Consider the following 18807-nt stretch of genomic DNA (forward strand, 5'->3'; position numbering starts at 1 on the left):
GGGTTGGGGCTGTGTGGTGGCCGCGGGTGGGTGGGGGCTGGTCGCGCGGTTCCCCGCGCCCCTGACAAGCAGGGGCTGCGCCCCGTGCTTGTCGGCCCGCGGGGAACCGCGCGAGAAGCCCCACCCACCCGCACCCGGCAACCCGCCCTCGGCTCAGCGGGCCTCCGCACAACTCACGTGTCGAAGTCGACCGTCAGAGTCTCCGAGACCGGGAACGACTGGCAGGTCAGGACATAGCCCGCGTCGACCTCGGCCGGTTCGAGCGCGAAATTGCGGCGCATGTCGGCCTTGCCGTCGGTGACCAGGGCCCGGCAGGTGCCGCAGACACCGCCCTTGCAGGCGAAGGGCAGGTCGGGGCGGGTGCGTTGGGCGCCGTCGAGGATGCTGCGCTCGCGGGAGAGCGCGGCGGTCGTGGAGCGGCCGTCGAGGGTGACGGTGACCTCGCTGACGGGCCCCTCGACGGCGGCCTCCTCGTGCCGGACCTCCCGTACGGGTTCGTCGTCGGCGTAGAACAGCTCCTGGTGGACGCGGCCGGCGGGCACGCCGAGTCCGGCCAGGACCCGCTGGGCGTCGCGGACCATGCCGTGCGGGCCGCACAGCCACCAGTGGTCCGCCGTGTCGACGTCGACCAGGGAGCCGATCAGCGCCGAGAGCCGATCGGCGTCGAGGCGGCCCGAGAGCACCTCGGCCTCGCGGGGTTCACGGGACAGGACGTGGGCGAGCTGGAAGCGGGCCGGGTACAGGTCCTTCAGGTCGGCCAGTTCGTCGGCGAACATCACCGTGCCGCTGCGGCGGTTGCCGTAGAAGAGGGTCACGGTCGAACGCGGGTCGGCGGCCAGCACCGACTCGGCGATGGAGACCATGGGGGTGATGCCGGAGCCCGCCGCGATCAGCACATGGTGGCCGGGGGTGCCCAGGTCGGGGGTGAAGAACCCGGTGGGGCCCATGACCTCGACGGTGTCGCCGGGCCGTACGTCCTCGACGAGCCACGAGGAGAACAGTCCGCCCGGCACCACCCGCACCCCGATACGCGGCGCCGAACCGGCCGGGGAGCAGATGGAGTACGAGCGCCGCTCGTCGCGTCCTTCGATCTCCCGCCGCAACGTCAGCGACTGCCCGGGCACGAACGCGAACTCCTGCGCCAGTTCCGCCGGAATCTCGAACCCGACGGCGACGGCGTCCTCGCAGAGCGGCTGTACGCCGGCGACGCGGAGGCGGTGGAAGGCGGGGCGGCGACGCGGGCGCACCGCCGCGGCGAGAGTGGCGTGGGCCGAGCCCGGACCGCCGGAGGCGGCCGGGGCGGAGACATCGGATGCGGTTGAGGCGGTGGGGGCCGCAGCGGCGGAGGTGGCCCGGCCTTCCGACGCGACCGCCGGTTCCCCCCGCAGGCCTCCCGTCGGTTCTTCCTTGAGGCCCTTCATCAGATCTCCTTGACGTGCTCGAACGGCTCGCGGCAGGTGCGGCAGCGCCACAGGGACTTGCAGGACGTGGCGGCGAAGCGGGAGGTCTCCTCGGTGTCCGCCGAGCCGCAGCGGGGGCAGCCGACCGACCGCCGGGTGGGTGACAGCAGGAGGGGGACCGCGCCTCGGGGTGCCGTGCCGGGTGGAGCGATGCCGTGTTCCGTCAGCTTGCGGCGGCCCGTGTCGGTGATCCAGTCGGTGGTCCACGGCGGGTACAGGACCGTGCGGATCTCCACCTGGGCGTAGCCGGCCGCGCGCAGCCGGGCCGCCACGTCGGCGCGCATCTCGGCCATGGCCGGGCAGCCGGAGTAGGTCGGGGTCAGGCTCGCGACCACCGTGCCGTCCTCGGTCAGCTCGACGTCCCGCAGGACGCCGAGGTCGGCGAGGGTCAGCATGGGCAGCTCGGGGTCCGGCACCTGCTCGGCGATGTACCGGGCGCGCCGCGCCTCGGTCGCCGTGGTCACCATGTCGCCTCCGGGTGGGCGCGGGCCACGCTCTGCAACTCGGCGAGCAGCGGCGCCAGATGCTCGGTGTGGTCGCCGCCGCGGCCGGCGCCCGGGAGCGGCCGGTACACCGGCATGGGCAGCCCGGCCGTCTCGGTGACCTGGCGGAGCACGGCGGCGACCTCGTCCCGTACGTCGCAGGCGGTGAACAGCTCACCGAAGTACGGGGCGACCTGCTCCATGGCCCTGCGGACGCGCCGGTGCGACTCCTCCGTGCCGTCCCCCAGCCGCACGGCCCACTCGGCGGCGTACTGCCGGTGGTACGTCAGCTCCTTGACGCCCTTCGCCGCGATCGCCGCGAGCACCGGGTCCGGGTGCGCGACCAGCCGCTCGAAGTGCGCGAGGCGCCAGCTGGACAGGACGAGCAGCCGCACGATCGAGAACGCGAAGTCACCGCCCGGGAGTTCGGCGAGGCGGACGTTGCGGAAGTCCTCCGGGTCGCGGAAGTAGGCGTACGCGTCCTCGCCGCGCCCCGTGCCGTCGACCTGCCCGGCGCGGGAGTACAGCAGGCGGGCCTGGCCGAGGAGGTCGAGGCCGATGTTGGCGAGGGCGACCTCCTCCTCCAGCTCGGGCGCGCGGGTGGTCCACTCGGCGAGTCGCTGGGCGGAGACCAGGGCGTCGTCGCCGAGGGCCACGCAGACGGCGGCCAGTTCACCGGCGTCGACGCCCTCGGGCACCGTGGTGTCCACGCCGTGCAGGGGGTCCTCGAAGCCGGTGCCGTACGCCCAGCGCGCGTCGTCCTCGTGTCCCTCGGCGAGGGTCAGGTAGACGTGGTCGTCACTCATACCCTGCTCCTCAGATGTGCGGGACGTCGTCGGGGATGTCGTAGAAGGTGGGGTGGCGGTACACCTTGTCGGCGCTGGGCTCGAAGAAGGGGTCCTTCTCGTCGCGGGTGGAGGCGGCGATGTGCTCGGAGCGCACGACCCAGAGGGAGACGCCCTCGTTGCGGCGGGTGTAGAGGTCGCGGGCGTGGGTGAGGGCCATCTGGTCGTCGGCGGCGTGCAGCGAGCCCACGTGGACGTGGTTCAGGCCGCGCTTGCCGCGGACGAACACCTCGTACAGCGGCCAGTCGCCCTTGTTCGTGCCGGTCATGCCGCCGTCCCCTTCCGGGCTCGCTCGCTCTGCCTGGCCGCGTGGGCGGTGGCCGCCTCGCGCACCCAGGCGCCTTCCTCGTGGGCGGTCCGCCGCCGTTCCATCCGCTGGTCGTTGCACGGCCCGTCGCCGGTGATCACGCGCTTCAGCTCGCCCCAGTCGGGGGTGCCGAAGTCGTGCCGGCCACGCTCCTCGTTCCACCGCAGCTCCGGGTCGGGGAGCGTCACGCCGAGCTTCTCGGCCTGCGGGACGGTCATGTCCACGAACCGCTGCCGCAACTCGTCGTTGCTGTGCCGCTTGATCTTCCAGGCCATCGACTGCGCGGAGTTGGGCGAGGCGTCGTCGGGCGGGCCGAACATCATCAGCGAGGGCCACCACCAGCGGTTCACCGCGTCCTGCACCATCTCGCGCTGAGCGTCGGTGCCGCGCATCATCGTCAGCAGCAGTTCGTACCCCTGCCGCTGGTGGAACGACTCCTCCTTGCAGATCCGCACCATCGCGCGCGCGTACGGCCCGTACGAACTCCGGCACAGCGGGACCTGGTTGCAGATCGCCGCACCGTCCACGAACCAGCCGATGACCCCCACGTCGGCGAAGCTCGCCGTCGGGTAGTTGAAGATCGACGAGTACTTCTGACGGCCCTCGATCAGGCGCCGGGTCAGGTCCGCGCGGTCCGCGCCGAGGGTCTCGGCCGCCGAGTACAGGTACAGCCCGTGGCCCGCCTCGTCCTGGACCTTCGCGAAGAGGATCGCCTTGCGGCGCAGCGAGGGCGCCTTGGTGATCCACTCGCCCTCCGGCTGCATGCCGATGATCTCCGAGTGCGCGTGCTGCGCGATCTGCCGGACGAGCGTCCTGCGATAGCCCTCCGGCATCCAGTCGCGCGGCTCGATCCGCTGGTCCCGCGCGATCGTCGCGTCGAAGTGCTCCTGCAGCGCGTCCTGGGTGTCCGGGGTCCCCTCGGCGTCCTGGGACGGCGCCCCGGCGGAGTCTGTCGTCGTCATCGAAACCAGCTTCCCAACCGACCATTCGTTCGGTACCAGTGTGACGCGATTCGCGCGGACGGGCAAGACCCGCACGCCCCTCCCGCGATCAGCACCTTCTTGACAGGCGGCGACCCCGCTGGATTTCATGAGGTGACGCACAGCAACCGAATGGTCGGTCGGCTCACGGGGTCGTGGGCACGAAGGAGTCGCGATGAGCAGCCTGGGCGATCCGCTCCCCCACGACCTGCTGGACGACGGCGAGCGCCTCACCCAGGAGCAACTGCGGGAGCTCCAACTCGACCGGCTGCGGGCGACCTTGCGGCACGCGTACGACAACGTGGAGCTGTACCGGAAGAAGTTCGACGCGGCCGGGGTCGGCCCCGGCGACTGCCGCTCTCTCGACGACCTGGCCCGGTTCCCCTTCACCACGAAGGCCGACCTGCGGGACACCTACCCCTACGGCATGTTCGCCGTCCCCATGTCCGACGTACGACGCGTCCACGCCTCCAGCGGCACCACCGGGCGCCCCACGGTCGTCGGCTACACGGAGAACGACCTCTCCCTGTGGGCGGACGTGGTCGCCCGCTCGATCCGGGCCGCCGGCGGGCGCCCCGGACACAAGGTGCACATCTCCTACGGCTACGGCCTGTTCACCGGCGGCCTCGGCGCGCACTACGGGGCCGAGCGCGCGGGATGCACGGTGATCCCGGCCTCCGGCGGCATGACGGCCCGCCAGGTGCGGCTGATCCAGGACTTCCGCCCCGAGATCATCATGGTCACCCCCTCCTACATGCTGACGCTGCTCGACGAGTTCGAGAAGCAGGGCGTGGACCCGCGCTCCACGTCCCTCCGGGTGGGCATCTTCGGGGCCGAGCCGTGGACGGAGGAGATGCGCCGGGAGATCGAGGAGCGGACGGGTCTCCACGCCGTCGACATATACGGACTGTCGGAGGTGATCGGCCCGGGTGTCGCGCAGGAGTGCGTGGAGACCAAGGACGGCCTGCACATCTGGGAGGACCACTTCTACCCCGAGGTGGTCGATCCGCTCACGGACACGGTCCTCCCCGAGGGCGAGGAGGGCGAGATCGTCTTCACCTCCCTCACCAAGGAGGCCCTGCCGGTCATCCGCTACCGCACCCGCGACCTGACCCGGCTGCTGCCCGGCACCGCCCGCCCCGCCTTCCGCCGGATGCGCAAGGTCACCGGCCGCTGCGACGACATGATCATCCTGCGCGGCGTGAACCTCTTCCCCAGCCAGATCGAGGAGATCGTGCTGCGCACGCCGGCCGTGGCCCCGCACTTCCAGATCCAGCTGACGCGGCGTGGCCGCATGGACCACATGACGGTCAGGGTCGAGGCACGGGCGGGGACGGCCCCCGACCAGCGGGAGGCGGCGGCCACGGTGATCACCCAGGCGGTCAAGGACGGTGTGGGCGTCACGGTGGAGGTGACGATCGTCGATCCGGAGACCCTGGAGCGCTCGGTCGGCAAACTCAAGCGGGTCAAGGACCTCCGCGACGCCGAGATCTGACGACCGGGCAGCACACCGACCAGGTCAGGGACGCGGGGAACGGCGCGACCGGCCACCGACGGCCCGCGGTCGGCAGGCCGACGGCAAGCGGAACGGCGCTCTCCCCTCGTGCGGCGCCGCTGCGCCGCGCTCAGAGCCCTCGATGCACAACATGCCCACCCGTCACGGTCAGCAGCACCGGCGCATCGGCGACCTCGTCCGCGGGCGCCTCCACGGGGTCGAGCCCCAAGGCGGTGAGATCAGCCCGCAGCCCCGGGGCGATACGGCCGACGACATCCCCCTCGCCCGCCGCGAGCGCCGCATGGCTGGTGCAGCCCTCCAGCGCCTGCACCCCCGTGAGTCCCGCCCCCGAGGACGCCGCGCCCTTCGGCTCCCTGGCCGTCGCCAGCACGACCCGCGCGTCGTAGTGGGTGATCGGCCAGTCCGACCCGAGCGCGACCACCGCACCCGCGTCCCGCAGATCACGCAGCCGCCACGCCCGCACGGCCCGCTCCTCACCGAGCCGCACCGACCACTCGTCGGACAGATCGGCCCGGGTGAAGTCGGTGTGCGGCGGCTGCATGGACGCGATGACCCCCACCTCGGCGAACCGCGCCACCAGCTCGTCCGGCACCGACTCGACGTGCTCCACGCGATGCGCGAGCCGCCCGCCGGGCCCCAGGGAGGCGACGGTGTCGAGAACGTGGCGTACGGCGGCGTCCCCGATGGCGTGTGTCGCCGTACGCACCCCGGCGTGGTGCAGCCGCCGTACGGCTTCGCCGTACGCCGCCGGGTCGGGCCAGAACGCGTCGGTGCCCTGGCCGTGGCAGTCGGGATGGTCGAGCCAGGCGGTGCCGCCCTCGACCGTGCCATCCATGAAGAACTTCACCCCGCCGACCCGCCAGTGCCGTCCTCCCCGGCCCTGGAGCGCGACGAGTTCCGCCAGGTCGTCCGCGTCGGCGCCGGGCATGCACCAGGGTGCGAAGCGCAGCCGCAGCGGCAGTACCGACTCCTCGGCGACCTCGCCCACCAGGTCGAGGTCGCCGAGGTCCATGACATGGGCGCCGGTGAGGCCGGTGGCCGCCATGCCGTCCAGCAACTCCGCCAGCCGGGCGCGTCGTTCGGCGTAGGACGGCCGGGGCATGACGGGCTGGAGGAGCTCCATGGCGGCGTGTTCGACGAGGTGGCCGGTCAGCCGCCCGTCGGTGTCGACGGCGATGTGCGACCGCTGGGCGAAGGCGCGCGGCCCGGTGATGCCGGCGGCCTTCAGCGCGGCCCCGCTGACGAGGGCGGAGTGGCCGTCGTACAGGCGCAGGAAGGCGGGGGCGCCCTCCAGGACGTCCTCGACGAGGGCACGGTCGATGGTCCGGCCGCCGAAGGCGTTGTGGTCCAGTCCGTAGCCGATGACCCAGCCGTCGACGCGTCGCCCCGAGGTGAGCGCGGCGCGCAGTCCGTCGAGGTCGGTCACGGCGGTGAGGTCGATGCCGGTGGCCATGTCCAGGCCCCACACGGGGTGGCTGTGGCCGTCCACCAGGCCGGGCACCAGCCGGCCGCCGCCCAGGTCCACCACCTCCGTGCCCCGCCCGCGCCAGTCCCGTACGTCCGAGGCCTCACCGACGGCGGCGATCAGCCCGTCGCGGACGGCGACCGCGGTGGCGTACGGCCGTCGCGGGTCGAGGGTGCGGACGTGGGTGCCGGTGATGACGAGGTCGGCGGTGGGCATGGAGAGGTCTCCTCCGGTGGTGAGCGGGACGGCGGTCGGCTGGGGCGGGGTCAGTCGGCGGTCCGGGCCGGTGGTTCGGCGGCGAAGCCCGCGTAGACCTCGGGCCGGGAACGGCGCAGCCACCGGGCGAGGACGAGGCCGATGACCAGGACGGCCGGGACGAGAGCCGCGAGGAAGGTGTTGACCGTCGTGGAGGCGCCGGTGAACTGGTCGAGGTGGCTGACGACCAGGGTGATGGCGCCGGTCAGGAGCGCCGCGGCGAGGACGGGGGCGACGACCGTGCGCAGGACGCCCTCGGTGTGGGTGACGCGCCGGAAGTAGAAGGGCACGGCGAGCGCGGCGAGCAGTTGCAGCAGCATCAGGGCGAGCATGCCCGGGGTGTTCACCCACAGCAGCAGCTGCATGTACGGGTCGGCGCCGGCCGCGGCGAAGGCGAGGACGACGAGGGCGCCGAGGACGGTCTGGGCGAGGCCCGCGACGTACGGGGAGCGGTGGCGCGGGTGGACGCGGGCCAGGGCCTTGGGGAGGATCCCCTCCTCCGCGAGGGCGAGGCCGTAGCGGTTGATGGCGTTGTGGAAGGCGAGCAGGGAGGCGAGGACGCTGGTGACGATGAGGACGCGCATCAGGTCGGCCGCCCACGGTCCGACGTAGGTGGTGATGGCGGAGAAGAAAAGGTCCGCGGGGTTGGCGCCGGCCGCCGCGATGACCTGGGCGTCGCCGAAGGCCTGGATCACGGTCCACACGATGAAGGCGTAGAACAGACCGAGGAAGCCGATGGCGAGGTAGGTGGCGCGGGGCACCGTGCGGGCCGGGTCGCGGGCCTCGCGGCGGTAGATGACCGTCGACTCGAAGCCGGTGAACGCGGCGAACGCGAAGGCCAGGACGGCCACCATGCCGGGCACCATGACGTTGTCGGGGGCGAAGGAGGCGAGGGAGAGGCCGTCGGCGCCGCCCTTGGTCAGTACTCCTCCGGCGAGCAGCACGAGGATGCCGGTCTCGGCGACGAGCAGGACGCCGAGGAGCTTGGCGCCGAAGTCGATGGACCGGTAGCCGGCCCAGCCGATGAGCAGCAGGCCCGCGAGGGAGACGGGCAGCCAGGGGATGTCGGCGCCGAACAGGGAACGGGCGGTGTCCCGGGTGGCGGTGCCGAGGAGGCCGTAGACGCCGATCTCCATGCTGTTGTAGCCGATGAGCGCGAGGAGCGCGGCGCCGATGCCGGCCGGGCGGCCGAGGCCTCGGGTGATGTACGCGTAGAAGGCGCCGGCGCTGCGGACGTGGCGGCTCATGGTGGTGAAGCCGACGGCGAAGACGGCGAGGGTGAGGCCGGCGAGCAGGTAGCCGACGGGGGCGCCGATGCCGCCCATCAGGAGGGCGAGCGGGGCGACGCCGGCCATCACCGTGAGCGGGGCGGCGGCGGAGACGACGAAGAAGGCGATGTCGGTGGTGCCGAGCGAGCCGGAGCGGAGGGACGGGGCCGGGGCGGCGGCGTTCTCCGCCGGGCCGGTGGCGGTCGCGTCAGGGGTGACAGTCATGAGGGGAAAACCCTTCTGGCTGCGGGCAGGGACGAGGGGACCGGGCCGTGCGGGATGACCGAGCCCGTAAACCTAAAGGCTTTCGGTTTTCGCAATGTAGCCTTCTCCTCGGACTACTGGGAAGACCCCGGAGGGGACGGACACCATGGGACGGCCGCGCACACCCCTGCTGGACAGGGAGCGCATCACCACCACCGCGCTGGAACTCCTCGACGCGCAGGGCGAGTTCAGCGTGCCGCAGATCGCGCGGCGGCTCGGGGTGCAGACCGGCTCGGTGTACCACCACGTGGAGGGCAGGGACGGCATCGTCGAACTGCTGCGCGAGCGGGTGGCGGAGGGCATCGACGTCACCGCCCTGGACCTGCACCCCTGGGACGAGGCCCTCGCCGCCTGGGCCCGCTCCTACCGCGCCGCCTTCGCGGCCCACCCCCGGGCCGTCCCGCTGCTGATGACCTCCCCGGTACGGGCCCCGCGCGTCCTCGAACAGTACGAGCGGGCCGTCACCCTGCTCCTCGACGCCGGCTTCCCCCTCCCCGACGTGATGCCGGTGCTGGTCGCCCTGGAGAACGTCGTCCTGGGCTCGGCCCTGGACCTCGCCGCTCCTGTGGCGATGTGGGAGATCACCGACGAGTCGGCGACCCCGCGCCTGGCGCAGGCCCTGGACGCGGTGGGCGACGGTCGCGCGGACGACGCCTTCGCACTCGCCCTAGACGGCTTCCTCGCGCACGCGCGGCGCAGGCTGGAGGCGTACGCGCGGGCGTAGCGGGACACGTGCGAACCGGGCCGCGTACGGAGTGCCGGACTGGGCCGCGTACAGAGTGCGGGACCGGGCCGCGTACAGAGTGCGGGACCGGGCGGCGTACAGAGTGCGGGACCGGGCGGCGTACGGGAAACTCCCGTGCGCCGGTTCGCACACCTCTGCGATCATCCCGGAATGGCGCAGAGTCCCGAATCGCTGGTCATCCGGCACACCCATCGCCTTCCCGTCCCCAAGGGGTCCGTCGGCGAAGGCACCGCCGCCGCGCGGCAGTTCGACGCCGCCCTCATGAACGTGGGCTTCAAGCTCTCGGCGGAGCTGCTGGAGCGGCTGTCCGGGCTGTCCGAGGCCGCTGTCCTGCACACCGCCAGGCGGACGCTGCGCATCGTGGGCGAGATGGTGGGCGACCACGTCCGGCACAACTCCTACTTCATCGACTTCCCGGCGAACGTGCCGGACACGGAAGAGTTCTGGACGCGGTGCGTGGCGCAGGCCCTCGGCGACGAGAAGTCGCGCGAGAACGTGCTGACGCAGCTGGCGAACGGGGTGCTGGACCTGCTCAGCCTCCCCACGTACGGCCGGTACCAGCACACCTACGAGGAGATGCTCGCGGCGCAGGACGAACTGATCGCCTCGGCGGGCGACCGGGTGACCGTCCTACACCTCGGCCGGGACCTGGACGACGAACTCACCGACCTGTACCTGTCGCTGGCGGGCAGCACGACCCCGCTGGGCGAGGAGCACCTGCGCGACCTCAGGACGCTCGCCGGGCGGTGCGCGCTCGGCCCCCAGCCGGAGCGGATCCCGGTGCGGGAGAACCGGGCGGTCGTCAACGAGGCCCGGCTCGGCGTCGGCGCGGACCTCCTCCTCGACACCGTCACCGATGTGCTGCGGCTGGCCTGCGCGCTGTCGGGCGGCGACGTGACGCTCCAGGAGCCGACCCGGTTCCGGGCGCTGTCGCGGCCGGTCCGCCGGGCGCTGCTCGCGGGCCTCGACGCCGTGGTCGCGGCGAACCCCGCCAAGCTCGCCGATGTGCACGCGCACCGGGAGCCCTTCAAGCGGCTCGGCGAGCGTCTCCACCCGCATGAGTACCCGCGCTGGCCGCACGCGGCCGACGTGTTCGCCGTCGCGCGGGGCGAGAAGGAGGCGCCGTCCTTCGGCGGCCGGGTCGAGAAGCTGCTCGACGGGTTCGACGTGCTCGGTGCCGTGAAGCTGCTGAAGTCCGCTCCCGGCAAGCTGTTCCGCGCCCTGGACCTCCTGCTGCGCATCGCCGCCGACCAGGCGGAGCGGGACGCGGTGGTGGCCGCCGCGGTGGAGGTCGCACCCGGCGTCTCCGGCCGGGTCGTGCTCTCGGTGCGCGAGCACTTCCACAACCGGGAGCGGGAGAGCGACGAACCCCGCATCTTCGTCAACCGCCGGGGCCGCGCCTGGGTGACCCCCGACCTCCGGCCGCCGGTGCCGGCGGCCGACCGCGACCGGCTGATCGCCGCCCTCGACGCCGAGCTGCGCCGCCGGCTCCCGGCGCCGTACCGGCTGCTGCTCGACCCCGACGTCCTCGACGTGGCGCTCCCGCTCAGCGGCCGGGCGACCGCGGCCGGGCTCGGTGTGCTGCCGCGGGGTTCGGTCTCGGCGGTCGAGGGCGAACAGCTGCGCTTCTTCGTGTACTGGAAGGAGACCGAGCACCGGACCGACTACGACCTGTCGGCGCTGCTTCTGCACCCCGACTACAGCACCGACTCCTGGCTCTCCTACACGTCCCTCACGGCGGTCGGGGGCGAGCACTCGGGAGATGTCACCGAGGCGCCCGACGGGGCGTCGGAATTCATCAACCTGTCCCTGGACCGGGTGCGCGGCCCGTTCATCGTTCCGCAGGTCAACATCTACTGCGGCGAGGGCTTCGAGGAGGTCGAGGAGTCGTTCTTCGGCTTCATGGTGCGTGACGGTGAGCAGAAGGGCCGGCCGTTCGAGCCGCGCACGGTCCGGACGAAGTCGGAGCTGCGCGGAGTGGGCCGGGTGGCACTGCCGCTGGTGTTCCGGCGCGGGGACGACGGCCGGTGGCACGCGAAGTGGCTGCATCTGTATCTGAAGGGCATCTCGGAGGCCAACCGGGTCGAGGAGAACCAGGTTTCGGTGTCCAAGGTGGTGCGCGCCCTCGTGGAGCGCGAGCAGCTGACGGTCGGGTACCTCATCGACCTGATGTCCCAGGACACCACGGTCATGGACCTGTGGGACGGCGAGCGGGTCCCGGACGAAGCCGTGACGTACATCGGTCTCGAACGCCCCGAGGGGCTGCACCCGGACTCCCGGGTCATCACCCTCGAAAATCTGCGCGACCTGATCCCGGGCTGAGTGCTAGCGTTGCGCACGGCGAGGCCATGAAGGGGCTTCCTTCTCCTTCACTTCACATGAATCAAGTCCTTTCGCTCTCCTCGCCCTCGACTTCGACCGGGAGGCGCCCGCGCGGCGCCTCCCGGTTCTCGTGTGCGCCGCCGGACCGTCGCCCGGAAAATCGGCGCGACCCGGTCCCGGGCCGACTGGTAGCGTTGCCGACGGCGAGGCCATGAGAGGGCTTCCTTCTCCTCCGCCGTGAAAGCGGCTTAAACGCGACGAGTCCTCTCGCCCTCCTCGCCGTCGACGTCGCTCCGGGCGGCGCCCGCGCTCACCGCGCGAGCGCCGCCCGAGCCGTTTCCAGGGCCTGTTCCGCGTAGCCGCGGCCGAAGAGCACCGCGTGCACCAGCAGCGGGAAGAGCTGCTGCAGTCCGACGCGGTCCTGCCAGCCGTCGGCGAGGGGCGCCGCCCGCTGGTAGCCGTCGAGGATGTGGCCCAGGTGGGGGCAGCCGAAGAGGGCGAGCATCGCCAGGTCGGTCTCCCGGTGACCGCCGTGGGCGGCCGGGTCGATGAGCCGGGCGTGGCCGTCGGCGCCCCACAGGACGTTGCCGTTCCAGAGGTCGCCATGGAGCCGGGCGGGCGGCTCGTCGGGGCCCGCGAGGTCGGGCAGCCGCACGCAGACGTCCTCGATCAGGGCGGCTTCGGCCGGGCGGACGGTGCCGTCGTCGACCGCGCGGCGCAGATACGGCAGTACGCGGTGCTCGGCGTACCAGACCGGCCAGTCGGTGCCGGGGACGTTCCGCATGGGGGCGCGCCCGATGTACGCCTCGCTCGGGCCGCCGGGCGGTGGGGCGCCGAAGGAGGGCGCGCCGGCGGTGTGCAGGGCGGCCAGGTCGGCGCCGAGGCGGACCGCCGCCGCGGCACTCGGTGCCCCCTGTTCCACCAGGTCGATGACCAGGCGGCGCCCGTCGTGGCCGTACACCGTCGGAACGCGGACCGTGCCCGCCTCGGCGAGCCAGCGCAGTCCGGCCGCCTCGGCCCGGGCCGCGCCGGGCCCGTCGCCCAGCTTGACGAGCACCAGGCGGCCGTCGTCGAGGGTGACCTCGGCGAGCGTCCCGGACAGACGGCGTTCACCGGTCGCCGAGCGGCCGGTGAGCCGCGCCGCCAGGGCACCGGGTGCCGTGCGATCGGCCACGGCGACCACCTCCCCATCTCATGTTCCCCGGCGTGCCACAGGATCCCGCAAGCTCCAGGTGTGGTGCCGGTGAAATCTCCTACCCATGTCTTGACATGCAAACGAAACGCTCCGTAGCTTGGCCGATCATTTAGATTCGTGAAGCGAGTTCACGGATATGAACAGCCGGGCGGACGGCCCGGAGGAACAACGGAGTGTGCCCATGGGCGTTCGCCGACGAAGTCGCCGCCTGGCCGCCATCATCACCGTCGCGGGGCTCGCGTTCGGGGCCGCGGCCTGCGGACCGGGGTCCGACAGCGCCGGGAGCGGTGACCCGAACACGCTGGAGGTCTGGACCCGGAGCAACCCGGACCCGGCCGCCACGTACGAGCGGGTGTTCGCCGCCTTCACGAAGAAGACCGGCATCAAGATCGACTACCAGCCGGTCATCAACTTCGACCAGCAGCTCCAGAGCCGGGCGTCCACCAAGGACCTCCCCGACGTGATGATCAACGACACGGCACTGATGGGCAGCTACCAGAGCCAGGGCCTGCTCGAGCCCGTCGATCCGGCCGCGATCGAGGGCCACGACCAGATCACCGACAAGACCTGGGCCTCCACCGTGGGCATCGACGGCGAGCACTACGGCATCCCGTACTCCCGCCAGGCCCAGACCCTGATGATCCGCACGGACTGGCTGAAGAAGCTCGGGCTCCGGGCGCCCACGACCTGGGCGGAGATGATCGGCGTCGCGAAGGCCTTCGCCGAGCGCGACCCGGACGGCGACGGCAAGAAGGACACCTACGGCATGGTCGTGCCGGGCAGCGCCCAGAACGGCTACGCCGCCTGGTGGGGCGCCAGCTTCCTCTGGTCCGGCGGCGCGAAGATCATCGAACCCGAGGGCCGGGGCTACCGCCCCGCCATGGACTCGGCCGCCGCCGTGCGCACCGTCACCTGGATGAAGGACAAACTCTTCTGCGGTGACAACGGTGTCATCCAGCCCGGCGCCATCAGCGCCGTCACCGGCACCGCCACCAACTTCCAGGACGGCAACGCCGGGATGTACCTCACCGGCCCCTACAACATCGCCACCTACGACGCGACGCCCGGCAAGGACACGTACGAGGTCGTCCCCTTCCCCGCGGGCCCGGCCGGGTCCACCGTGCTGGCCGACGGCGAGAACGTCTACTTCGGCGCCAGGACCGGCAAGACCGGGCAGGAACAGGCCCTCGCCGCCTTCCTGATCTCCCCCGAGGGCCAGAAGCTCGCCATGACGGGCGAGAACCAGCCCGTGGTCCGCATCCCCGTCAACGCAACGCTCGACGCGGCCCGGGTGCGGGACGACCCGCGCTGGAGCGTGGTGCAGAAGGCGTACGAGGACGCCTCCGAGCAGTTCCCCAACGCACCCGACTTCGCGCCGATCAAGCAGGACACCGCCGACGCCCTCAACGCGGTCTTCACGTACTGCGGCAGTGACGTCGGCTCCAGTCTCAAGGAACTCAACGACACCCTCGCCGGTGACCTCAAGGACCAGGACCTGTTGAAATGACCGCGACCACCGCGACCACCCTCGCGCCGGACCGGCGCGGAGCGCACGCCAGGCGGGCCCTCTCCAAAAAGGCCGTCCTCCCCTGGCTGTTCCTGGCCCCCGGTCTGCTGCTCGCCCTCGTCTTCAAGTTCCTGCCGATGGGCAAGGGCATCTGGCTCAGCTTCTTCGACGTACGGCCGTTCCTCGGCGACCAGTGGGTCGGCCTCGACAACTACACCCGGGTCCTGACCGACCACCGCTTCCAGGACGCGGTCGGCCACACCCTCCTCCTCGGCGTCGGGCAGTCGCTCGGCGCGATCGTCGTCGGCTTCCTCCTGGCCCTGCTCCTCGAAGGCCAGGCCCGCTCGCTGAAGATCATCCGTACGGCCGTCTTCCTGCCGGTCGTCACCGCGACCGCCGTGGTCGGTGAGCTGTGGCGGCTGATGTACTACCCGACCTCCGACGGCCTCGTGAACGGCGCCCTCGGGCTCCTCGGCCTCGGCCCGACACCGTTCCTCGACAACCCGGACACCGCGCTCTGGGCGACGATGGTCATGGGCATCTGGATGACCGCCCCCTACAACATGGTGATCATCCTCGCCGGACTCGCGGGCGTGGACCGCACGTTGTACGAGGCGGCCGCGATGGACGGCGTCTCGCTGTGGCAGCGGCTGCGGTACGTGACCCTGCCGGCGATCCGCCCCGCCATCGGGATCGTCCTCACCCTGGCCGCCATCCGTGGTCTGCGCGTCTTCACCGAGGTGTACGTCCTCACCGGCGGCGGTCCCGCCGGGTCCACCGAGGTGTGGATGACCCGCGCCTACACCCTCGGCTTCACCCGCAACGACATCGGCGGCGCGTCGGCGGCCTCCGTCGTCCTGCTCGCGGTGACGCTGCTGCTCACCGTCTCCGTCAACCACTTCCGCACGAAGGGAGACGTGCGATGAGCGCACCCGCCCTCGACCCCGTCCGGACGCCGTCGTCCGACGAGGCCGTCACGTCGTCCGGGAGAACCGGCAAGCAGGCCCGGACGACTCCTGCCCGCTTCGACACCGCGCTCGGCTGGAACGACCGGCCCGGTGTCTCGTGGGCCCTGCGGATCCTGCTGTGCGCGACAGCGCTCGGCATCTTCGCCGTGCCCTTCCTGACCATCGTCTCCGGCGCCCTCACCACCCACCCCAGCGGCTCGTCGCTGACCTTCCTCCCCCACGACAGCACGCTGCTCAACTTCCGGGTGGCCGGGGAGCGCGGCATCTGGGACTACTTCACCAACTCGCTCGTCATAGCGGGTGGCGGACTGCTCCTGCAGCTCGTGGTGTGCGTGCTCGCCGCGTACGCGCTGGCCCGGCACCGGTTCCGCGGCCAGGCGATCGTCATGACGCTGTTCATGCTGACGATGATGCTCCCCGAGGAGGTCATCGCCATCCCGCTGTCCCTGGTCCTCGGGCATGTCCCGGTGGTCGGCATCGACCTGAAGGGCACCGTCTGGGGCGTCATCCTGCCGCTCGGTGCCTGGGGTTTCTCGGTGATGCTGCTGACCGAGTTCATGAAGGACATCCCCGGCGAGATCGAGGAGGCCGCCCGTCTCGACGGCGTCGGCGAGCTGCGGATGCTGTGGCAGGTCGTCCTGCCGCTGTGCAAGCCCGCGCTCGGCGTGGCCGGGGTCCTCGGCTTCATCATGATCTGGGACCAGTACCTGCTGCCGCTGATCGCCGCGAAGGACCCGACCGACTACACGGTCACCGTGGCCCTCTCCATCCTGCGCACCGACCCCGAGGTCGGCTCGGGTGTCGTCCTCGCCGGCGCGGTCATCGCCCTGGTGCCCAGCCTCGTCGTCTACCTGCTCCTCCAGCGCTCGTTGGTCACCGGCATCGCCGCCGGGGCCACCAAGGGCTGAGCCAACCCCCCACGTTTGAGGGAGACATGAAGTTCCAAGGAGTGCTGTTCTTTCCGGTCACGCCGTTCGCCTCGGACGGTTCGCTGGACGAGGAACGGCTCGCACAGCACATCGAGGCCGGGGTCGCGGCCGGTGCCGGGGGCGTGTTCGTCGCCTGCGGCACCGGTGAGTTCCACGCGCTGACGTCCGAGGAGATCGAGCGGGCCGCACGGGTCGCCGTGGCGACGACGGCCGGGCGGGTCCCCGTCCTGGCCGCCGCCGGGGGCCCGCCCCCGGTCGCCCGCGACCAGGCCGCCCGGCTCGAACGCGCCGGTGCCGACGGCATCCTGCTGCTGCCGCCGTACCTGGTGAGCGCGCCACAACAGGGCCTGGTGCGCTACGTCGCGGAGGTCACGGCGGCCACCGGCCTGCCAGTGATCTTCTACCAGCGCGGCACCGCCCGCCTCACCGCGGACACCGCCGCCGAGATCGCCGCCCTGCCCCGCGTAGTCGGCCTCAAGGACGGCATCGGGGACATCGAGCGGATGCACCGCATCGTCCGCGCGGTACGGGCCGTGCCGGGCACGGAGGGCTTCCAGTTCTTCAACGGCCTGCCCACCGCCGAGATGACCGCGCCCGCCTACCAGGGCATCGGCGTCGGCCTGTACTCCTCCGCGGTGTTCGCCTTCGCCCCCGAGATCGCCCTCACCTTCCACCGGGCGCTCGCCGAGGGCGACGAGACGCTGGTCGCCACGCTCCTCGACGAGTTCTACGGCCCGCTGGTCGAACTGCGCGACGAGGTTCCCGGATACGCCGTGGCGCTGGTCAAGGCCGGGGTGACCCTGCGCGGCCTGGATGTCGGCGGCGTACGGGCGCCGCTGATCGATCCGGCCCCGGAGCACCTCGCCCGGCTGGCGAAGCTGATCGACCACGGACTGGAGGTGGTGGGCGCGTGACGCCGAAACAGCCGGGCCGTCCGCCCGCTGGCAACCCCCACGGCCCCGACCTTCACGGCCTCAAGGGGATGGGCACATGACCGGCACACCGGGGACCCGGATCCGGGAGCTGATCGTCACCCCGATCGCCTTCCGCGACCCGCCGCTGCTCAACTCGGGCGGCGTCCACGAGCCGCTCGCGCTGCGGACGATCCTCCAACTCGTCCTGGAGGACGGCACGGTGGGGCTCGGCGAGTCCACGGGCGGCACCGTCCGCCTGGAACGGCTCGACGCCGCCGCGAAGGCGGTCGTCGGCCTGGACGTCTTCGACACGACCGCCGTCGCGGCCGCGATCGACGCCGCCCTGCTGCCGACCGTGCCCAGTTCCCACGAGCGCGGCTGGACCACCTCGGCGGTCGAGGTGGCCTGCCTCGACGCACAGGGCAAGCTGCTCGGCCGCCCGGTCAGTGATCTGCTCGGCGGCCGGGTCCGCGACTCCGTGCCCTTCGCCGCGTACCTCTTCTACAAATGGGCCGAACACCCCGCCCTCGACGGCCGCCCGGCGGTCGGGGACGACTGGGGCGAGGCCCTGGACCCGGCCGGTGTCGTCGAGCAGGCCCGGCTGATGCGACAGCGGTACGGCTTCCGCTCGTTCAAGCTCAAGGGAGGTGTCTTCGCGCCGGACGAGGAGATCGCCGCGATCGAGGCGCTCGCCGAGGCGTTCCCCGGGCAACCGCTCCGGCTGGACCCCAACACGGCCTGGACCGTGGAGACCTCGACGTACGTCGCCCGCCGGCTGGACGGCGTACTGGAGTACCTGGAGGACCCGACCGCGACCATCCCCGGTATGGCGGAGGTGGCGAAGGAGTCGCCGATGCCGCTCGCCACCAACATGTGCGTGGTCGCCTGGGAGCACCTGAAGCCGGCCGTCGAGCGGAACGCGATCCAGGTGCTGCTCACCGACCACCACTACTGGGGTGGTCTGCGCCGCACCCGTGAACTGGCCGCCGTCTGCGAGGCGTTCGGGCTCGCCCTGTCCATGCACTCCAACTCGCACCTGGGCATCAGCCTGGCCGCGATGACCCATGTCGCGGCGGCCATCCCCAACCTCGACCACTCCTGCGACACGCACTACCCGTGGAACTCGGCGGACGACGTGATCGTCCCCGGCGTGCTGGAGTTCCGGGACGGGGAGGTCGCGGTGCCCACCGGGCCCGGGCTGGGCGTGGAGCTGGACCACGACGCCCTCGACCGGCTGCACCGGCGCTACGTCGACTCCGGCATGCGCTCCCGGGACGACACCGGGTACATGCGCCGGATCCAGCCGGGGTACGAGCCGAGACTGCCGCGCTGGTGAATCACCGCTGATCAGGGGCCGCCTTCGGGCGGCCCCTCTTTCGCGCGGC

The 18807-nt window shown here is 72.0% G+C and carries 16 protein-coding genes; 8 read left to right on the top strand and 8 right to left on the bottom strand.

The genetic code is table 11. The annotated features are described in order from the left end of the window. Positions 1-173: 173 nt before the first annotated feature. Genes paaE through paaA form a run of 5 tightly spaced genes read right to left on the bottom strand, consistent with a single transcriptional unit; the run spans position 174 to position 4056 of the window. Positions 174-1421 carry a 1,2-phenylacetyl-CoA epoxidase subunit PaaE gene (gene paaE / locus OG272_RS04585; protein ID WP_405892606.1) on the bottom strand — a complete coding sequence of 416 codons (1248 nt, stop codon included), beginning with the start codon at positions 1419-1421 and terminating at the stop codon, positions 174-176. Beyond that, on the bottom strand, positions 1421-1927 hold the full coding sequence (paaD, locus tag OG272_RS04590) for a 1,2-phenylacetyl-CoA epoxidase subunit PaaD (protein WP_328222394.1): 507 nt from the start codon (positions 1925-1927) through the stop codon (positions 1421-1423). The genes paaE and paaD overlap by 1 nt, the downstream gene beginning before the upstream one ends. Further along, entirely contained in the window at positions 1921-2748 is an 828-nt protein-coding gene (gene paaC, locus OG272_RS04595) for a 1,2-phenylacetyl-CoA epoxidase subunit PaaC (RefSeq protein WP_326584841.1), read from the bottom strand. Before paaC ends, paaD begins: the two co-directional genes overlap by 7 nt. A gap of 10 nt (positions 2749-2758) precedes the next feature. Then, on the bottom strand, positions 2759-3055 hold the full coding sequence (gene paaB / locus OG272_RS04600; RefSeq protein ID WP_086785833.1) for a 1,2-phenylacetyl-CoA epoxidase subunit PaaB: 297 nt from the start codon (positions 3053-3055) through the stop codon (positions 2759-2761). Continuing rightward, positions 3052-4056 (bottom strand): 1,2-phenylacetyl-CoA epoxidase subunit PaaA, encoded by a 1005-nt coding sequence (gene paaA, locus OG272_RS04605; protein ID WP_328222395.1) that lies wholly within the window; start codon positions 4054-4056, stop codon positions 3052-3054. Before paaA ends, paaB begins: the two co-directional genes overlap by 4 nt. Positions 4057-4249: 193 nt before the next feature. Here paaA and paaK point away from each other — a divergent pair, with 193 nt between their 5' ends. After that, on the top strand, positions 4250-5569 hold the full coding sequence (gene paaK, locus OG272_RS04610; protein ID WP_405892608.1) for a phenylacetate--CoA ligase PaaK: 1320 nt from the start codon (positions 4250-4252) through the stop codon (positions 5567-5569). Positions 5570-5699: 130 nt separating this feature from the next. On the opposite strand, the gene OG272_RS04615 is transcribed toward paaK, so the two are convergent. Together OG272_RS04615 and OG272_RS04620 are read right to left on the bottom strand one after the other, a co-directional pair. After that, positions 5700-7271 (bottom strand): amidohydrolase, encoded by a 1572-nt coding sequence (locus OG272_RS04615; protein ID WP_405892609.1) that lies wholly within the window; start codon positions 7269-7271, stop codon positions 5700-5702. A 50-nt stretch (positions 7272-7321) separates the two neighbouring features. Then, positions 7322-8803, bottom strand: coding sequence for an APC family permease (locus tag OG272_RS04620; RefSeq protein WP_328222399.1), 1482 nt, complete (start codon positions 8801-8803; stop codon positions 7322-7324). A gap of 145 nt (positions 8804-8948) precedes the next feature. Here OG272_RS04620 and OG272_RS04625 point away from each other — a divergent pair, with 145 nt between their 5' ends. Next, on the top strand, positions 8949-9566 hold the full coding sequence (locus OG272_RS04625) for a TetR/AcrR family transcriptional regulator C-terminal domain-containing protein (RefSeq protein ID WP_326584836.1): 618 nt from the start codon (positions 8949-8951) through the stop codon (positions 9564-9566). Positions 9567-9737: 171 nt separating this feature from the next. Beyond that, positions 9738-11909, top strand: a complete 2172-nt coding sequence (locus OG272_RS04630; RefSeq protein WP_405892611.1) for a hypothetical protein — start codon at positions 9738-9740, stop codon at positions 11907-11909. Positions 11910-12219: 310 nt separating this feature from the next. On the opposite strand, the gene OG272_RS04635 is transcribed toward OG272_RS04630, so the two are convergent. Beyond that, complete coding sequence (locus OG272_RS04635; RefSeq protein WP_405892612.1) at positions 12220-13083, bottom strand: fructosamine kinase family protein; 864 nt, start codon at positions 13081-13083, stop codon at positions 12220-12222. A 202-nt stretch (positions 13084-13285) separates the two neighbouring features. On the opposite strand from OG272_RS04635, the gene OG272_RS04640 reads away from it, so the two are divergent. From OG272_RS04640 to OG272_RS04660, 5 genes are all read left to right on the top strand, one after another. Next, positions 13286-14611, top strand: a complete 1326-nt coding sequence (locus tag OG272_RS04640; protein ID WP_405892613.1) for an extracellular solute-binding protein — start codon at positions 13286-13288, stop codon at positions 14609-14611. Then, positions 14608-15537: a sugar ABC transporter permease gene (locus OG272_RS04645; protein ID WP_327731094.1), complete on the top strand. Its 930-nt coding sequence runs from the start codon at positions 14608-14610 to the stop codon at positions 15535-15537. The genes OG272_RS04640 and OG272_RS04645 overlap by 4 nt, the downstream gene beginning before the upstream one ends. After that, the gene (locus OG272_RS04650; RefSeq protein WP_326584831.1) at positions 15534-16487 is read left to right on the top strand and encodes a carbohydrate ABC transporter permease; all 954 of its coding nucleotides are present in this window, start codon (positions 15534-15536) and stop codon (positions 16485-16487) included. The genes OG272_RS04645 and OG272_RS04650 overlap by 4 nt, the downstream gene beginning before the upstream one ends. Positions 16488-16513: 26 nt before the next feature. Next, positions 16514-17422, top strand: a complete 909-nt coding sequence (locus tag OG272_RS04655; protein WP_405892614.1) for a 5-dehydro-4-deoxyglucarate dehydratase — start codon at positions 16514-16516, stop codon at positions 17420-17422. Between the two features lie 76 nt (positions 17423-17498). Continuing rightward, positions 17499-18758: an enolase C-terminal domain-like protein gene (locus OG272_RS04660; protein WP_327731092.1), complete on the top strand. Its 1260-nt coding sequence runs from the start codon at positions 17499-17501 to the stop codon at positions 18756-18758. Positions 18759-18807: the final 49 nt, after the last annotated feature.

This window comes from Streptomyces sp. NBC_00104, from assembly GCF_045160825.1.
In the GTDB taxonomy this organism is placed as follows: Bacteria; Actinomycetota; Actinomycetes; order Streptomycetales; family Streptomycetaceae; genus Streptomyces.